Here is a 15,138-nt window from a genome sequence, read left to right as displayed (position 1 = left end):
CCCTTATTCCGCTGCTTCGGCCGCGCGCGCCTTGGCCAGGGCGGAACATTCCGCCATCACGGCCGATGCACGTGCAATCGGGTTCGTCAGATAAAACTCGGTGATGGCGTTGGCAAAGCCTGCCGCTTCCATCTTGCCTGCACCCTTCGCCAGCTCCGCAACATCGGCTGATGAGCCGACCTCGATCGCATCGATGGAAAGGAAATGAGGATGGGCTTCGCACAGAAGCGCCCGCAATGCGCCCAGAGAGTCGAACGGCAAGGTCTTGCCGAGCACCGCAGACAGCGCACGCAGGATCGCCCAGTCTTCGCGCGCGTCCCCTGGAGGGAAGCCAGCGCGGTCGGCCATCTGAACACGGCCTTCCGTGTTCACATAGGTTCCAGACTTCTCTGTATAGGCTGCACCGGGCAGGATCACATCGGCGCCATGAGCGCCGCGATCGCCGTGCGTTCCGATGTAGACGACAAAGGCATTGCCAAAGGCCGACATATCCATCTCGTCAGCGCCGAGCAGGAACAGGGCTTCAAGGTCTCCCTTGGAGGCTGCATCCTGCATGGCAGCAATCGACTTGCCACCCTCAGCTGGAACGAAACCGATATCCAGTCCGCCAACGCGCGACGCCGCCGTGTGGAGCACCGAGAAACCGTTCCAGTCCTCGCTGATGGCGCCAACAGCTTTTGCAAGCTTCGCAGCATTCGCCAGTACGGAAACGCCGTCCACGCGGGCAAGTGCTCCTTGACCAACGATGATCAGTGGCTTCTTGGCGCCTTTCAGGACATCGACGAAGCTGTTCTTGCCGGCGACAAGATCTGAAAGCGTGTCAGTACCAGCCCCGAGATAGGTTGTTTCATAGGTCAGATCCGCGGCTTCGCCGATCACGCCGACCTTCAGGTCGCCATGACGCCAGCGCTTGCGGATACGTGCGTTGAGCACCGGAGCCTCAATGCGCGGGTTGGAGCCGATAATCAGCACAGCGTCTGCGTCTTCAATGCCCTCGATGGTGGCGTTGAAGAGGTAGCTGGCGCGGCCCTTGGCCGGATCCAGCGCGGCACCATCCTGGCGACAGTCGATGTTGGCAGAGCCAAGCGACGTCATCAGGCTCTTGAGCGCGAACATTTCCTCGACGCTTGCAAGATCTCCCGCGACAGCACCAATCTTGGAGCCGTCGAGCGTGCCGACCTTGTCTGCAATGATCTGGAACGCCTCACTCCAGGACACTGGCTGAAGACGGCCGTCTTTCTTGGCATAAGGCCGGTCAAGCCGCTGCGTCTTCAGACCATCCCAGATGTAACGGGTCTTATCGGAAATCCATTCCTCATTCACCGCCTCATTGAGACGCGGCATGATGCGCATGACTTCCTTGCCACGCGTATCGACCCGGATCGCAGAACCAACAGCATCCATCACATCGATGCTCTCGGTTTTGACCAGTTCCCAGGGACGTGCGTGGAAAGCATAAGGCTTGGATGTCAGCGCACCGACCGGACACAGGTCAACGACGTTGCCCTGAAGTTCGGAGGACAGCGCGGCTTCCAGATAGGTGGTGATTTCGGCGTCTTCACCGCGGCCGATCAGGCCCATGTCAGACACACCGGCGACTTCTGTGGTGAAGCGAACACAGCGCGTGCAGTGAATGCAGCGGGTCATGATCGTCTTGACCAACGGACCCAGGTGCTTGTTCTCAACCGCGCGCTTGTTCTCGCCGAAACGCGAGTTGTCGACGCCATAGGCCATGGCCTGGTCCTGGAGGTCGCACTCGCCGCCCTGGTCACAGATCGGGCAATCCAGCGGATGGTTGATCAGGAGAAACTCCATCACACCTTCGCGGGCCTTCTTGACCATCGGGCTCTTGGTTTCAACAACGGGCGGTTCGCCATTCGGGCCGGGGCGCAGATCCTTGACCGACATCGCACAGGATGCGGTTGGTTTGGGCGGTCCGCCCTTGACCTCGACAAGGCACATGCGGCAGTTGCCGGCGATCGACAGCCTGTCGTGGTAGCAAAACCGAGGAACCTCGGCGCCGGCCTCTTCACAGGCCTGAAGCAGCGTGTAGTCCGCTGGGACTTCTACTTCCTTGCCGTCGATGATCAGCTTTGTCATCGCCTGCTCTCCAAATCCCGTTTCCGCATCACTCGGCCGCAACCAATGGTGCAGGTTTAGCCTTGGCGACATAGTCGTCAATGCGCTGCTCAACCACAGGCCTGAAGTTCTTGATCAGCCCCTGGATCGGCCATGCAGCCGCGTCTCCGAGTGCACAAATTGTGTGGCCTTCGACCTGCTTCGTCACATTGAACAGCATGTCGATTTCCTCATAGGACGACTGGCCCTTGACCATCCGTTCCATGACCCGCCACATCCAGCCGGTTCCCTCACGGCAGGGTGTACACTGTCCGCAGCTTTCATGCTTGTAGAAATAGCTGAGGCGGGCGATTGCCTTGATGATGTCTGTGGACTTGTCCATGACGATCACCGCGGCAGTTCCAAGACCGGAGCCAAGGCCACGCAGCGTGTCGAAGTCCATCGGCGTGTCCTTGATCTGCTCTGCCGTCAGGCAAGGAACAGAGGAGCCACCGGGAATCACCGCAAGAAGGTTGTCCCACCCACCACGAATGCCACCGCAGTGTCTTTCGATCATCTCGGCGAAGGGCACGCCCAGTTCTTCCTCGAAGGTCGCCGGCTGATTGACGTGGCCGGAGACGCAGAAAAGCTTGGTGCCTGTGTTGTTTGGCTTGCCCAGACCGGCAAACCAGGAACCGCCACGGCGCAGGATCGTCGGTGCAACCGCAATCGATTCGACGTTGTTCACTGTCGTCGGGCAACCATAAAGACCAACATTCGCCGGGAACGGCGGCTTCAGCCGCGGCTGGCCCTTCTTGCCCTCAAGGCTTTCCAGAAGCGCAGTTTCCTCGCCGCAGATATAAGCTCCGGCGCCATGGTGGACATAAATGTCGAAATCGTAGCCGTTCTTGTTGTTCTTGCCGATCAGGCCAGCGTCATAGGCCTGGTCGATCGCCGCCTGCAGACGCTCACGTTCACGAATGAATTCACCGCGCACGTAGATATAGGCCGCAATCGCGCCCATGGCGTAGCCCGCAACAAGACAGCCTTCTACCAGCGTATGCGGGTCATGACGAAGAATCTCGCGGTCCTTACAGGTGCCCGGCTCTGACTCATCGGCGTTGACCACAAGATAGGCGGGACGTCCATCGGAGGCCTTCGGCATGAAGGACCACTTCAAGCCGGTCGGGAAACCCGCACCACCACGGCCACGAAGGCCTGAGGCCTTCATCTCGTCGATGATCCAGTCGCGGCCCTTGTCGAGCAACCCCTTGGTGTTGTCCCACTGGCCACGCTTCTTGGCGCCCTCAAGACCCCAATCATTGAGCCCGTAGATATTGGTGAAGATCCGATCCTGATCTTTCAGCATCTCTTCCCCCTACCCTTCGTTCTTGCTGGAGGGCACGGTGCCCTTGGCAACACGCTTGGAAAATTCCGTTTCCCCGCCTTCGGCAAGGATCTTGGCCTGAGCAACCCAGCCATCCCGTTCGATGCGGCCCTTGAACTTCAAGCGGCTGTCGACCCAGGCGATCTCAGCCGGTCCCCAGTTGGCGACCTGATCGAAATGGAAGAAGCCGAGCTCATGCAAGGTTGTTTCAAGCTTCGGCCCGACGCCCTTGAGCTGCTTCAGGTCGTCCGGCTTGCCGCCGCGCGCTTCCTTGAGAATCTCGGGCTCTTTCTCAGCAACATCAGTTACCGCCGCAGCTGCAGCAGGTGCCTTCTTCGCCGCAGCCGGTTCTGCCGGGGCTTCAGCGCTCTTGGGCTTGGCCTTTGAGACGGGTTTCGGCTCGGATGGCTTTTCGGCAGCCTTCTCGACCTTCTTTTCCGTCTCTGCAACGCTCTCGCCCGCCTGCTTGGCGGCAAAGGCGGCTTTCACCTTCGCGACAGCATCTTCGGCCGGCGTCGGCACGCCATCATAATCGTTGCCATCAGCATTGATCGGGCCGCCGGCGAAAGCGTGAGACGCTTTCTCGTTGCCGTCGACCAGATGTGGCACAGGCAGCACGCCCTTGGTGTCGTCGTCAATTTCGGTCAGGCTGGTTTGACCGCCTTCAGCCATTGCAAAACGGCGACCGTTCTGCGGGCCGGGTGTCACTTCCTTGCCTGCGGAAATGTCGTCAAGCAGGGCGTTGAAGCTGTCCGGTGTCAGATCTTCGTACGTGTCCTTGAAGATCTGCACCATCGGTGCATTCACGCAGGCACCCAGGCACTCCACCTCTTCCCAGGAGAACATGCCGTCCTCGGAAATCTCGTGCATGTGCTTGGCAATGCGGCTCTTGCAGATGTTGATCAGCTCTTCAGACCCACGCAGCTGACACGGTGTTGTTCCGCACACCTGAATGTGAGCCTTCTTGCCCACAGGCTGCAGCTGAAACATCGTGTAGAACGTCGCGACTTCCAGAACGCGAATGTGCGGCATGTCGAGAAGGTCCGCGATGTAGCGGATCGCAGGCTCACACACCCAGCCGTCATGCTGTTCCTGGGCACGCCACAACAGCGGAATCACGGCAGACGCCTGCCGTCCCGCTGGGTACCGGTCGATCAGCTTCTTCGCCCACGCGAGGTTCTTCTCGGTGAAGGCAAAACTGTCAGGTTGTTCCGCGGCAAGTCTGCGAACCGCCATGGTGCTATCCCCGTCCTGTTTCGATGACCGGAGCCGAAAGGGCGGCTGCCAGGGTCGAATGAGATGTGCGCGGCCCAATCATCAACGATCGACCTCGCCGAATACGATATCCATGGAGCCCAGGACGGCCGAGACATCGGCGAGCTGGTGCCCACGGCACAGAAAGTCCATCGCCTGAAGATGCGCATATCCAGGCGCCTTGATCTTGCAGCGATACGGCTTGTTCGTGCCGTCAGCGACAAGATAGACACCGAATTCGCCCTTCGGCGCCTCTACGGCGGCATAAACCTCGCCGGCAGGCACGTGGTAGCCTTCTGTGTAGAGCTTGAAGTGATGGATCAGAGCTTCCATGGAACGCTTCATTTCGCCGCGTTTGGGCGGAACGATCTTGCCGTCAGCAGACGATACCGGTCCGGTTTCCACGGTCAGCTTTTCCAGGCACTGCTTCATGATCCGCACGGACTGGCGCATCTCTTCCATGCGGATGAGATAGCGGTCGTAGCAATCGCCGTTCTTGCCGATCGGAATGTCGAAATCCAGATCCGCATAGCACTCATAAGGCTGCGACTTGCGAAGATCCCAGGCCGCACCCGATCCACGTACCATGACACCGGAAAAGCCCCAGGCCCACGCATCGTCCAGATCGACCACGCCGATGTCGACGTTGCGCTGCTTGAAGATGCGGTTGTCGGTCAGAAGGCCTTCGATGTCGTCCAGCGTCTGCAGGAACGGATCACAGAAATCCCAGATGTCATCCAGAAGTGCGCGCGGCAAATCCTGATGAACACCGCCTGGACGGACGTAGGCGGCATGCAGGCGTGCGCCGCAAGCCCGCTCATAAAAGACCATCAGCTCTTCGCGTGGCTCGAAGCCCCAGACCGGCGGCGTCAGTGCACCGACGTCCAGCGCCTGCGTGGTCACATTCAAGAGATGCGACAGCAGTCGGCCGATTTCGCAGAAGAGCACGCGAATCAACTGCCCACGCATGGGCACATTGATGTCGAGCATACGCTCGACAGCCAGGGCAAAGGCATGCTCCTGGTTCATGGGAGCCACATAGTCGAGACGGTCGAAATATGGCACCGCCTGCAAATAGGTCTTCTGCTCGATCAGCTTTTCCGTGCCGCGATGCAGAAGGCCGATATGCGGATCAACCCGGGTCACGACCTCGCCATCCAGCTCGAGCACAAGACGCAATACGCCGTGAGCCGCCGGGTGCTGCGGACCAAAGTTGATGTTGAAGTTTCGAACCTGAGCTTCAGCCATCCGGGAGAGCCTTAATTCGTGGTTGCTTTCTCATCGCCCGGCAGCACGTAGTCAGTGCCTTCCCATGGCGAGAGAAAATCGAAATTGCGGAATTCCTGGTTCAGGCGAACCGGCTCATAGACGACGCGCTTCTTCTCATCGTCATAGCGAACTTCAACAAAGCCGGTGACCGGGAAGTCCTTGCGCAGCGGATACCCGTCGAAGCCGTAATCCGTGAGGATGCGGCGCAGGTCCGGATGGCCGGAGAAGAGGATGCCGTACATGTCGTAGGCTTCACGCTCGAACCATTCTGCGCCTGGAAACAGAGGCGTCAGGGAGGCAACCGGCGTTTCTTCGTCCGTCGCGATCTTCACACGGATGCGCTGGTTCTGAACCGGAGACAGGAAGTGATAGACCAGATCAAACCGCTTCTCACGCGCCGGCCAGTCGACCCCGCAAATGTCGGTCAGATTGACGAATTTGCAGGAGCTGTTGTCGCGCAGGTACCGCACGACATCGAGAATGTCGGTCGCGGAGGCGACAAGCGTCAGCTCGCCATATTCGACGGTCCAGGACAAAAGGGAACTTCCCAGAGCAAGCTCGATATGCTCGGCCAGTTCCTTCAGTGTCTCGTCCATGATCTTAAGACCTCACTCCGTTGGAGCCCTCTGTCGGGGCAGGAACCCGCCCCTACTCAAATTTCTGTTAGCGCTCGATCGTGCCCGTGCGCCGGATTTTCTTCTGCAGCATCAAGACGCCGTAGAGCAATGCTTCTGCCGTGGGAGGACAACCAGGGACGTAGATGTCCACCGGAACAATCCGATCACAGCCGCGCACCACCGAATAGGAATAATGGTAATAGCCACCGCCGTTCGCACAAGAGCCCATCGAAATCACATAGCGCGGCTCAGGCATCTGGTCGTAGACCTTGCGAAGCGCCGGCGCCATCTTGTTGGTCAAGGTTCCCGCGACGATCATGACGTCAGACTGACGCGGAGAAGCACGAGGCGCAAAGCCGAAGCGCTCTGCATCGTAGCGCGGCATCGCCATCTGCATCATTTCAACGGCGCAGCACGCAAGACCGAAGGTCATCCACATCAAGGAGCCTGTGCGCGCCCACTGGATCAGATTGTCCGTGGAGGTGACAAGGAACCCCTTGTCCGCCAACTCATCGTTGACTTCCATGAAGAAGGGGTCGTTTGCGCCCACCGGCTTGCCGGTGTTGGGATCAATGATGCCCTTGGGGCTTTCCGCAACGAGCGGACCGGGTGTCGTGGTCAATCCCATTCCAGCGCTCCCTTCTTCCATTCATAGATGAAACCGATGGTCAGAACACCGAGGAAGACCATCATGGACCAGAAGCCGTACCAACCCAGGTCACCGAACTTGACGGCCCAGGGAAACAGGAAGGCGACTTCCAGATCGAAGATAATGAAAAGGATCGAAACCAGATAGAAGCGAACGTCGAATTTCATGCGCGCATCGTCGAAGGCGTTGAAACCGCACTCATAGGCCGACAGCTTTTCCGGATCCGGATTTTGGTAGGCAATGAGGAACGGTGAGACGAGCAGCGCGAGGCCGATCACCAGCGCTATGCCGATGAACACGACGATCGGGACATATTCCCGCAAGAGTTCTTCCATGTCTTTCGCGTCCTTGCATATGGAGGGCGGGTCGGGAGGAGACCCAGCCTTCAAGGCCTTGTTCTAGAGCAGCATGAACCACTCAGAAAGAGCAAGGCCTGTCAGCGCTTGATTGGCCAACATGCGAAGGCACGCTTATCCCACCGCTTGAATCAACGCAAGTCCCTAGCCGGTCATGAGAAAGTCACGGTTCCGCCCGATTTGACCCAAGCCCGGATAATTCGGCCTTTTCCGCCGATTGCATTGCGGTTGAAAACTCAAAAAAGATTATCCGCACCGGCCAGCCTTCGATTGTTCCATGCAACGAAAAGAATCGAAGTCAGGACACCTGCAAGCTTCAATTCGCCGCAGAAACCTGAGAGATCTGACAGTGGCAAAAGACAGGCACATTCACTGTGTCAGACAGTCTATCAGCGGCACAAATGCAAAGCATGCGCGCGCAGAACTCCGGGCTCAGCCTACTGGCGGGGCGAAAGCCTCATGCATCAGAATGAGAAAGTACGATCCACAAGGTGGGCTAACGCGAGACGGTACAAACCGAAGTCGCGGCACATTTGGAGTATTCAAGGGGGGAGAAAAAGAAACCGTAAGTGGCGCGAGTGACGGGACTCGAACCCGCGACCTCCGGCGTGACAGGCCGGCACTCTAACCAACTGAGCTACACCCGCACACTTAACGGTATTTTCTTTGCGCCGCTTCCCTCAACTTAAGAAGAAAGTGGCGCGAGTGACGGGACTCGAACCCGCGACCTCCGGCGTGACAGGCCGGCACTCTAACCAACTGAGCTACACCCGCTTCGCAGCAGCGACGTGATGTCGTTGCGAAGTGGCGCTGATGTACGGCGGCTGAAGATGGAAGTCAAGCGCCGCCACGAGCGTAATATGTCGATTTTACGAAAGGTCGCAAAACCCGGCGTAACCAGTGCAAACCGGCGCCCCTTCGCTTGTGGATAAAAAACCACACCACGCCCGATACGGCAAGGAACATAGCCTGCACCGATCGGCGCGGCAATGCGACTTAGACCAGCAGAATTCGGCCCACACCTTCCCTTACGTCACGGATTGACGCCGTTTTTGTTGAAGATAAATATGATCTCTCGCATCAAGTGGTCATACCCCTGACCGCACTCTCCAGAATTGCAGAAATGACGCGACCATGAAGTCAAAATTCGACCAGGTCGTGCGTGCGGCATTGGATGTATGGTCTTCCGGCGCACCAGACCAGAAAGTGTCTGCGACGGCAGACGTCCTGCGCTACGTCAAACTTGCAGATCTTCCGGGCCTCAATTTGCATGTCCTGGACATGCAGGAGGAATCTCCCGACCGTTTCCGGATCGAAAACCTGATCGAGCGAACAGATCAGCTGCGTGAGGGGTGCCGTTTTCTCGGCGACTATCCAGACCCAATTTTCATTCGCGACAACGTCGCCCCCGTCTATGCCACCGCGCGCGACAGTCGACATCCCATCGTAGATACTGTCGAGGCAAAGGCAAACTCACGCTATTTCATTTATGACCGTCTGATCCTGCCGGAAAAAAAGACATCCGGAAGGTCCTCCTGGGCAATAGGTTTCACCCTGCCCCGGCTGGTGTTGCCGCTCCCGGTCGAGACGCCCAAGTTGACCGCGCGTGAAACCGAGGTGCTGGACATGATCCTTCTTGGGCGCACCGCCAGGGAAATCGCCGAACGACTTGAGCTGTCTCAACGCACAGTCGAACACCGCATTCTAGATCTGAGGACCAAATACGGCGCCAAAAACGTCACACACCTCACGGCTCTGGCAGTCAGCACACGTTTACGCGGCAAAACAGAGGGCCAATAGGTAATTTTACCCCGGCAGCAACAAGGCCGGATTAATCAATTTCCAGGCAGTGTTTGTCTGAAATCCGACGGAGACAGGGTGAATGGATCTCAGGGCGATCGCGCAACTCGCAGAAGAGCATTATGACCGCTTTCTCGGCGAGAACCAGCACGTCGGCCCGGACGATCCAGATCTTCTGGCGCGCATCATGCCTCACCTCGAGAAGGAGGTCAGCGCCCGCTCCGCCGAGGCCGAGAGCCGTTCCAGCTATCGCTCCCAGCCGGCATCTCAGACCAGCAACACCGCAAATGAGCACGCCCCCTCACCCGCCCTGAAAGAAGACGACGTTCTCGCCATTCGCCTCGAAACAGCACGCCGTCTCCTGGACAATGTCATCCAGTCCCGGCGCAATTTTCGCTAGTCGCTGAACCAAATATCGGCATCAGCCGCGAGCGGCCAAAGTAACAATTTTCAATTTGGGGAGGTAATGGTGGGCGATGAGAGACTCGAACTCCCGACATCCTCGGTGTAAACGAGGCGCTCTACCAACTGAGCTAATCGCCCTCAACGCGGTGCTTGTCCGCGTTCGGTGAGAGGCTTTTATGCAGTTTCCGCTCACATTGCAAGAACAACTATTTCGGTTATCAACAAGTCGGGACAACAGCATGTGAATGCGCGCTCCGCAGATGCCATGGGCGCGCCAACACCCCACGGGTCCATCTATCGGTCAGACAGCGCTCAAAAGCCATAGGAGGCTTTTGCAGCCGTGAATTGATGTAGATCGCATCGTGCCAGCCGAAACCCGCTATGGTGGCTCAGGGACCGCACAACGCCGCCTGCTGGAGCTTTCAAGATGAAGAGACGCGACAAGATCATCACCGCAATCCTGCTGATCGCCCTAGTCAGCATCGCCATTCTCATCTTCAGCATTCCAGTTGACATGTCGACCAAGACCTATGCCAGCATTGCTTTCGGCGCGATCCTTGCCTTCGGCATTCTGGAGCTGATCCTGTCCCTGATCTCGACCTTAAAGAATCGGGACAAGCGATAAGCCGTCTCCCTCATTTGGCACAAAAAACCCCACGCACCGTCAGGCGCGCGGGGTTGATAGCGAAGTCGCCAGGAAAACCCGATTAGGAGTTTACGGCATCCTTCAGGCCTTTACCGGCCTTGAACTTAGGCGTCTTGGACGCCGGGATCTGGATCGTTTCACCGGTGCGCGGGTTGCGGCCTTCGGTAGCAGCACGTGCGGAAACGGTGAAGTTGCCAAAACCGATGATGCGAACTTCGTCACCGCTCTTCAGAGTTTCGGTGACAGCATCAAAAGTTGCGTCAACAGCTTCGCCTGCCTGCGCCTTCGTGAGGCCGGTCTTTTCTGCGACGGCTGCGATCAGATCGTTCTTGTTCATAGCAGATACCTTTCTAAGAAACGGCGGTTGGCCGACGATTCTCGTCAGCGCCGTTGCGCGAAAATCGGGCGAAAACGTTCCAAACGCAAGCCATTAATTCGCAGAAAACCGCCATTTTCAGGGCTTATTCATAAGAAAAGCCCCGGCAGAGCCGGGGCTTTTCGATTTATGCGATGCACAATGCGTTATCAGTGCGCAACAACACCGGCCGAATCACCGTCCTTGCGGGCAGCTTTCGCAGCCTCTTCGGCGCTCGCCTCGTCCCATTCGATGGGCTCCGGCACGCGCTCAAGTGCGGTCTTGAGCACCTCATCCATGCTCGTCACGGGAATGATCTCAAGCGAGTTCTTCACCGAATCGGGGATGTCGGCCAGATCCTTGGCGTTGTCCTCGGGGATCATCACTGTCTTGATCCCGCCGCGCAGAGCAGCCAGCAGCTTCTCCTTCAAGCCGCCGATCGGCAGAATGCGGCCGCGCAACGTGATCTCACCTGTCATGGCAACATCGCGGCGCACCGGAATGCCCGTCAACGTCGAGATCACGGCAGTCGCCATGCCGATACCCGCAGAAGGACCATCCTTCGGTGTTGCGCCTTCCGGCACATGCACGTGGATGTCACGCTTGTCGAACAGCGGCGGCTCGATGCCGAAATCGACAGCCCGCGAGCGAACGTAGGACGCCGCAGCGGAAATCGATTCCTTCATCACGTCGCGCAGGTTGCCCGTCACGGTCATCTTGCCTTTACCCGGCATCATGACACCTTCGATGGTCAGCAGTTCACCGCCAACCTCGGTCCAGGCAAGACCTGTGACAACACCGACCTGATCCTCGCTCTCCATCTCGCCATAGCGATAGCGCGGAACACCGAGATATTCCTCGACAACCTCCGGCGTCACCGTGATGGTTTTCTTGTCGCTCATCAGGATGTCCTTGACCGCCTTACGCGCCAGCGTCGCCATTTCACGCTCAAGGTTACGCACACCGGCTTCGCGGGTGTAGCGACGGATCACGAAGCGCAGCGCTTCATCTTCGATCGAGAACTCACCCTCGCGCAGACCGTGGTCCTTTTCCGCCTTAAAGATCAGATGGCGGCGGCAGATCTCTACCTTCTCGTCTTCCGTGTAGCCAGCAATGCGGATCACTTCCATACGGTCCATCAAGGGCGCAGGAATGTTCAGCGTATTGGCCGTCGTCACGAACATCACATCCGAAAGATCGTATTCGATCTCAAGGTAGTGATCCATGAAGGAGCTGTTCTGCTCCGGATCGAGCACTTCGAGAAGGGCCGAAGACGGATCGCCGCGGAAGTCCATGCCCATCTTGTCGATCTCGTCGAGCAAGAACAGCGGATTGGACTTCTTGGCCTTTTTCATCGACTGGATAACCTTGCCCGGCATGGAGCCGATATAGGTTCTCCGGTGACCACGGATTTCAGCCTCATCACGGACACCGCCCAGTGACATGCGGATGAACTCACGACCGGTCGCCTTGGCAATCGATTTGCCAAGCGAGGTCTTGCCGACGCCGGGAGGACCGACGAGACACAGGATCGGGCCCTTGAGCTTGTTGGCGCGCTTTTGCACCGCAAGATACTCGATGATCCGTTCCTTGACCTTCTCAAGCCCGTAGTGATCCGTGTCGAGCACCTCTTCAGCCAGAGTCAGGTCGTGCTTGACCTTACTCTTCTTGCCCCACGGAATGCCGACCAACCAATCGAGGTAGTTGCGAACAACAGTCGCCTCGGCAGACATCGGGCTCATCTGCTTGAGTTTCTTGACCTCGGCAGCCGCACGCTCGCGGCCTTCCTTGGACAGCTTGGTCTTCTTGATCTTTTCCTCAAGTTCCGCGATCTCGTCGCGGCCGTCTTCGCTGTCGCCAAGCTCCTTCTGAATGGCCTTCATCTGCTCATTCAGATAATATTCGCGCTGGGTCTTTTCCATCTGGCGCTTGACCCGCGAACGGATGCGCTTTTCGACCTGCAGGACGGAAATCTCGCTTTCCATCATGCCAAGAACGCGCTCGAGGCGTTCGGCAACGGAAACAATCGCCAGGATTTCCTGCTTTTCCGGGATCTTGATTGCAAGGTGCGACGCGATCGTATCGGCAAGCTTGGAATAGTCCTCGATCTGATTGACCGCGCCCAGAACTTCCGGTGAAACCTTCTTGTTCAGCTTCACATAGTTCTCGAACTCGGCAATCACGGACCGGGCAAGGGCCTCGACCTCGATGTTCTCGCCATCGCGCTCAGGCAGCACTTCCGCGCTGGCCTCGTAGTAGTCGCTGCGGTCTGTATAGCCGTCGATACGCGCACGCGCACCGCCCTCGACCAGGACCTTGACCGTATTGTCAGGCAGCTTGAGCAATTGAAGAACGGTCGCCAGGGTACCGACTTCATAAATCTGATCCGGATCAGGATCGTCGTCGGCAGCATTGACCTGGGTCGCAAGCAAGATGTGCTTGTCGGTGCTCATTACCTCTTCGAGGGCGCGAATGGATTTTTCGCGGCCGACGAAGAGCGGCACGATCATGTGTGGGAACACGACAATGTCGCGCAAGGGCAGCACAGGATAGACGGCTTTTCCGTCTTCTTCAAAAGAGCGGACTTCAGTATCGCTCATTTCCATTCCTTTCTCTGCGCACTCCGTCCCCCGGTTCTTGATCGGCGGTACGAAGTACTGAAAAACGGCAACAGACGGGAGGTGCCTGCCAGAGCCAGACCGACGCACCCCTGATGGGCATGCAACCGGGCTGCTTCGCCGTAGTGTTGTCCTATTAGGTGGACACCTGCCCCCTCAGTGTCAAGGCAGTGGGGGAACTTGACCACCAAAGCTTCCATGAGGCTTGCTAGACGGTGGAAAACTGCTGTTTTCCAGCACATATTCACAAAAAATGCCGCCCGGAAAGGCGGCATTTTCCAATCAGAACGACTGACTTGGACCGTCAGCGTCAGGCGCTGGTCGCCGAAGATTCTTCGCGGTCTTCGTAGATGTAAAGCGGGCGTGCCTCGCCTTTCACCACTTCCGCCGAAATCACGACTTCCTTCACGCCCTTCAGGCCAGGCAGCTCGTACATGGTGTCGAGCAAGATGACCTCAAGGATAGACCGAAGACCACGTGCGCCGGTCTTGCGCTCAATCGCCTTGCAGGCAATCGCCATCAACGCATCGTCGTGGAACGTCAGCTCGACCGTCTCCATCTCGAACAGACGCTGGTACTGTTTGACCAGCGCATTCTTCGGTTCGGTCAGGATCGTGATCAGAGCATCTTCGTCCAGATCTTCCAGAGTTGCGATGACCGGCAAACGGCCAACGAATTCCGGGATCAGACCGAACTTCAGCAGATCTTCAGGCTCAAGCACCGAGAACAGCTCGCCGATCTTGCGATCTTCTGGCGCGTGAACCTGGGCCTTGAAGCCGATTGACGACTGGGTGCCACGATCTGAGATGATCTTGTCGAGGCCGGCAAAGGCGCCACCGCAAATGAACAGGATGTTGGTCGTGTCCACCTGCAGGAACTCCTGCTGCGGATGCTTGCGGCCACCCTGGGGCGGAACCGAAGCCACAGTGCCTTCCATGATCTTCAGAAGAGCCTGCTGAACCCCCTCGCCCGACACATCGCGTGTGATCGACGGATTGTCCGACTTGCGGCTGATCTTGTCCACTTCATCGATGTAGACAATGCCGCGCTGAGCGCGCTCGACGTTATAGTCGGCGGACTGAAGCAGCTTCAAGATGATGTTTTCGACGTCTTCACCCACATAACCGGCTTCGGTCAGCGTGGTGGCATCGGCCATCGTAAACGGCACGTCGAGAATCCGCGCGAGCGTTTGTGCCAGCAATGTCTTACCGCAACCGGTCGGACCGACCAGCAGGATATTGGACTTTGCCAGTTCCACGTCATTGCTCTTGGAAGCGTGATTCAGGCGTTTGTAGTGATTGTGGACCGCAACCGACAGAACCTTCTTCGCACTTCCCTGACCAATGACATAGTCATCCAGCACGTTGCGAATTTCCTGAGGTGTTGGGATTCCATCTTGGGACTTCACCAGCGAGGACTTGTTTTCCTCACGTATGATGTCCATGCACAGCTCGACACATTCATCGCAAATGAAAACAGTCGGGCCGGCGATCAGCTTGCGCACTTCATGCTGGCTCTTACCGCAGAAGGAGCAGTAGAGCGTGTTCTTGGAGTCGCTGCCGCTGGCCTTGGTCATTTATTCAACCCCGCGTTCTCTGGGAGGAAGTCCCCCCTTATCTGTCAAGATCGAGCCAAATTAAGGCAAGTGGCTCGATTGTGCCGCCTAGGACCGACTTTACTCTCTAAAGCCTCTGATGTGACCATGCTTCACCCTTAAAAATCAA

General features: G+C 57.7%; 13 protein-coding genes and 3 tRNA genes. 3 read left to right on the top strand and 13 right to left on the bottom strand.

Features of this window, described 5'->3' with window-relative positions:
- Positions 1-3 precede the first annotated feature (3 nt).
- The 9 genes from nuoG to IG617_RS05555 all read right to left on the bottom strand — a co-directional run bounded on the left by nuoG (position 4) and on the right by IG617_RS05555 (position 8,364).
- The gene (gene nuoG / locus IG617_RS05595; protein WP_192108115.1) at positions 4-2,100 is read right to left on the bottom strand and encodes an NADH-quinone oxidoreductase subunit NuoG; all 2,097 of its coding nucleotides are present in this window, start codon (positions 2,098-2,100) and stop codon (positions 4-6) included.
- A gap of 28 nt (positions 2,101-2,128) precedes the next feature.
- On the bottom strand, positions 2,129-3,427 hold the full coding sequence (gene nuoF / locus IG617_RS05590; RefSeq protein ID WP_192108113.1) for an NADH-quinone oxidoreductase subunit NuoF: 1,299 nt from the start codon (positions 3,425-3,427) through the stop codon (positions 2,129-2,131).
- A gap of 9 nt (positions 3,428-3,436) precedes the next feature.
- On the bottom strand, positions 3,437-4,681 hold the full coding sequence (locus IG617_RS05585; RefSeq protein WP_192108111.1) for an NADH-quinone oxidoreductase subunit E: 1,245 nt from the start codon (positions 4,679-4,681) through the stop codon (positions 3,437-3,439).
- Positions 4,682-4,762: 81 nt separating this feature from the next.
- Complete coding sequence (locus IG617_RS05580) at positions 4,763-5,947, bottom strand: NADH-quinone oxidoreductase subunit D (RefSeq protein WP_192108109.1); 1,185 nt, start codon at positions 5,945-5,947, stop codon at positions 4,763-4,765.
- Positions 5,948-5,958: 11 nt separating this feature from the next.
- Complete coding sequence (locus IG617_RS05575) at positions 5,959-6,564, bottom strand: NADH-quinone oxidoreductase subunit C (protein WP_192108106.1); 606 nt, start codon at positions 6,562-6,564, stop codon at positions 5,959-5,961.
- A gap of 67 nt (positions 6,565-6,631) precedes the next feature.
- Complete coding sequence (locus tag IG617_RS05570) at positions 6,632-7,213, bottom strand: NuoB/complex I 20 kDa subunit family protein (RefSeq protein ID WP_192108104.1); 582 nt, start codon at positions 7,211-7,213, stop codon at positions 6,632-6,634.
- A complete protein-coding gene (locus IG617_RS05565) occupies positions 7,204-7,569 on the bottom strand; it encodes an NADH-quinone oxidoreductase subunit A (protein WP_192108102.1) in 366 nt (121 codons plus the stop codon). The genes IG617_RS05570 and IG617_RS05565 overlap by 10 nt, the downstream gene beginning before the upstream one ends.
- 591 nt (positions 7,570-8,160) lie before the next feature.
- Positions 8,161-8,237: transfer RNA gene (locus tag IG617_RS05560), tRNA-Asp, on the bottom strand.
- 50 nt (positions 8,238-8,287) lie between these two features.
- A tRNA-Asp gene (locus IG617_RS05555) sits at positions 8,288-8,364 on the bottom strand.
- Positions 8,365-8,724: 360 nt separating this feature from the next.
- On the opposite strand from IG617_RS05555, the gene IG617_RS05550 reads away from it, so the two are divergent.
- A complete protein-coding gene (locus IG617_RS05550; protein ID WP_192108099.1) occupies positions 8,725-9,390 on the top strand; it encodes a helix-turn-helix domain-containing protein in 666 nt (221 codons plus the stop codon).
- 82 nt (positions 9,391-9,472) lie between these two features.
- Complete coding sequence (locus IG617_RS05545) at positions 9,473-9,790, top strand: hypothetical protein (protein WP_192108098.1); 318 nt, start codon at positions 9,473-9,475, stop codon at positions 9,788-9,790.
- A 67-nt stretch (positions 9,791-9,857) separates the two neighbouring features.
- Here IG617_RS05545 and IG617_RS05540 read toward each other — a convergent pair.
- A tRNA-Val gene (locus IG617_RS05540) sits at positions 9,858-9,933 on the bottom strand.
- 289 nt (positions 9,934-10,222) lie between these two features.
- Between IG617_RS05540 and IG617_RS05535 the strand changes: the two genes are divergently transcribed.
- Positions 10,223-10,420, top strand: a complete 198-nt coding sequence (locus IG617_RS05535; RefSeq protein ID WP_192108096.1) for a hypothetical protein — start codon at positions 10,223-10,225, stop codon at positions 10,418-10,420.
- 82 nt (positions 10,421-10,502) lie between these two features.
- Here IG617_RS05535 and IG617_RS05530 read toward each other — a convergent pair whose 3' ends face one another.
- The 3 genes from IG617_RS05530 to clpX all read right to left on the bottom strand — a co-directional run bounded on the left by IG617_RS05530 (position 10,503) and on the right by clpX (position 14,990).
- Positions 10,503-10,778: an HU family DNA-binding protein gene (locus IG617_RS05530; protein ID WP_152501572.1), complete on the bottom strand. Its 276-nt coding sequence runs from the start codon at positions 10,776-10,778 to the stop codon at positions 10,503-10,505.
- A gap of 188 nt (positions 10,779-10,966) precedes the next feature.
- The gene (gene lon / locus IG617_RS05525) at positions 10,967-13,396 is read right to left on the bottom strand and encodes an endopeptidase La (protein ID WP_192108094.1); all 2,430 of its coding nucleotides are present in this window, start codon (positions 13,394-13,396) and stop codon (positions 10,967-10,969) included.
- Positions 13,397-13,724: 328 nt separating this feature from the next.
- The gene (gene clpX / locus IG617_RS05520; protein ID WP_192108092.1) at positions 13,725-14,990 is read right to left on the bottom strand and encodes an ATP-dependent Clp protease ATP-binding subunit ClpX; all 1,266 of its coding nucleotides are present in this window, start codon (positions 14,988-14,990) and stop codon (positions 13,725-13,727) included.
- Between the last annotated feature and the right edge of the window lie 148 nt (positions 14,991-15,138).

The sequence above is a fragment of the Roseibium polysiphoniae genome, from assembly GCF_014842925.1.
GTDB classification, from domain to species: domain Bacteria; phylum Pseudomonadota; class Alphaproteobacteria; order Rhizobiales; family Stappiaceae; genus Roseibium; species Roseibium polysiphoniae.
This window is presented reverse-complemented; position numbering and strand designations above follow the sequence as displayed.

Coding starts and splice junctions, on each gene's coding strand:
- nuoG (WP_192108115.1), bottom strand. CDS start 2,100: ATGACAAAGCTGATCATCGACGGCAAGGAAGTAGAAGTCCCAGCGGAC.
- nuoF (WP_192108113.1), bottom strand. CDS start 3,427: ATGCTGAAAGATCAGGATCGGATCTTCACCAATATCTACGGGCTCAAT.
- IG617_RS05585 (WP_192108111.1), bottom strand. CDS start 4,681: ATGGCGGTTCGCAGACTTGCCGCGGAACAACCTGACAGTTTTGCCTTC.
- IG617_RS05580 (WP_192108109.1), bottom strand. CDS start 5,947: ATGGCTGAAGCTCAGGTTCGAAACTTCAACATCAACTTTGGTCCGCAG.
- IG617_RS05575 (WP_192108106.1), bottom strand. CDS start 6,564: ATGGACGAGACACTGAAGGAACTGGCCGAGCATATCGAGCTTGCTCTG.
- IG617_RS05570 (WP_192108104.1), bottom strand. CDS start 7,213: ATGGGATTGACCACGACACCCGGTCCGCTCGTTGCGGAAAGCCCCAAG.
- IG617_RS05565 (WP_192108102.1), bottom strand. CDS start 7,569: ATGGAAGAACTCTTGCGGGAATATGTCCCGATCGTCGTGTTCATCGGC.
- IG617_RS05550 (WP_192108099.1), top strand. CDS start 8,725: ATGAAGTCAAAATTCGACCAGGTCGTGCGTGCGGCATTGGATGTATGG.
- IG617_RS05545 (WP_192108098.1), top strand. CDS start 9,473: ATGGATCTCAGGGCGATCGCGCAACTCGCAGAAGAGCATTATGACCGC.
- IG617_RS05535 (WP_192108096.1), top strand. CDS start 10,223: ATGAAGAGACGCGACAAGATCATCACCGCAATCCTGCTGATCGCCCTA.
- IG617_RS05530 (WP_152501572.1), bottom strand. CDS start 10,778: ATGAACAAGAACGATCTGATCGCAGCCGTCGCAGAAAAGACCGGCCTC.
- lon (WP_192108094.1), bottom strand. CDS start 13,396: ATGAGCGATACTGAAGTCCGCTCTTTTGAAGAAGACGGAAAAGCCGTC.
- clpX (WP_192108092.1), bottom strand. CDS start 14,990: ATGACCAAGGCCAGCGGCAGCGACTCCAAGAACACGCTCTACTGCTCC.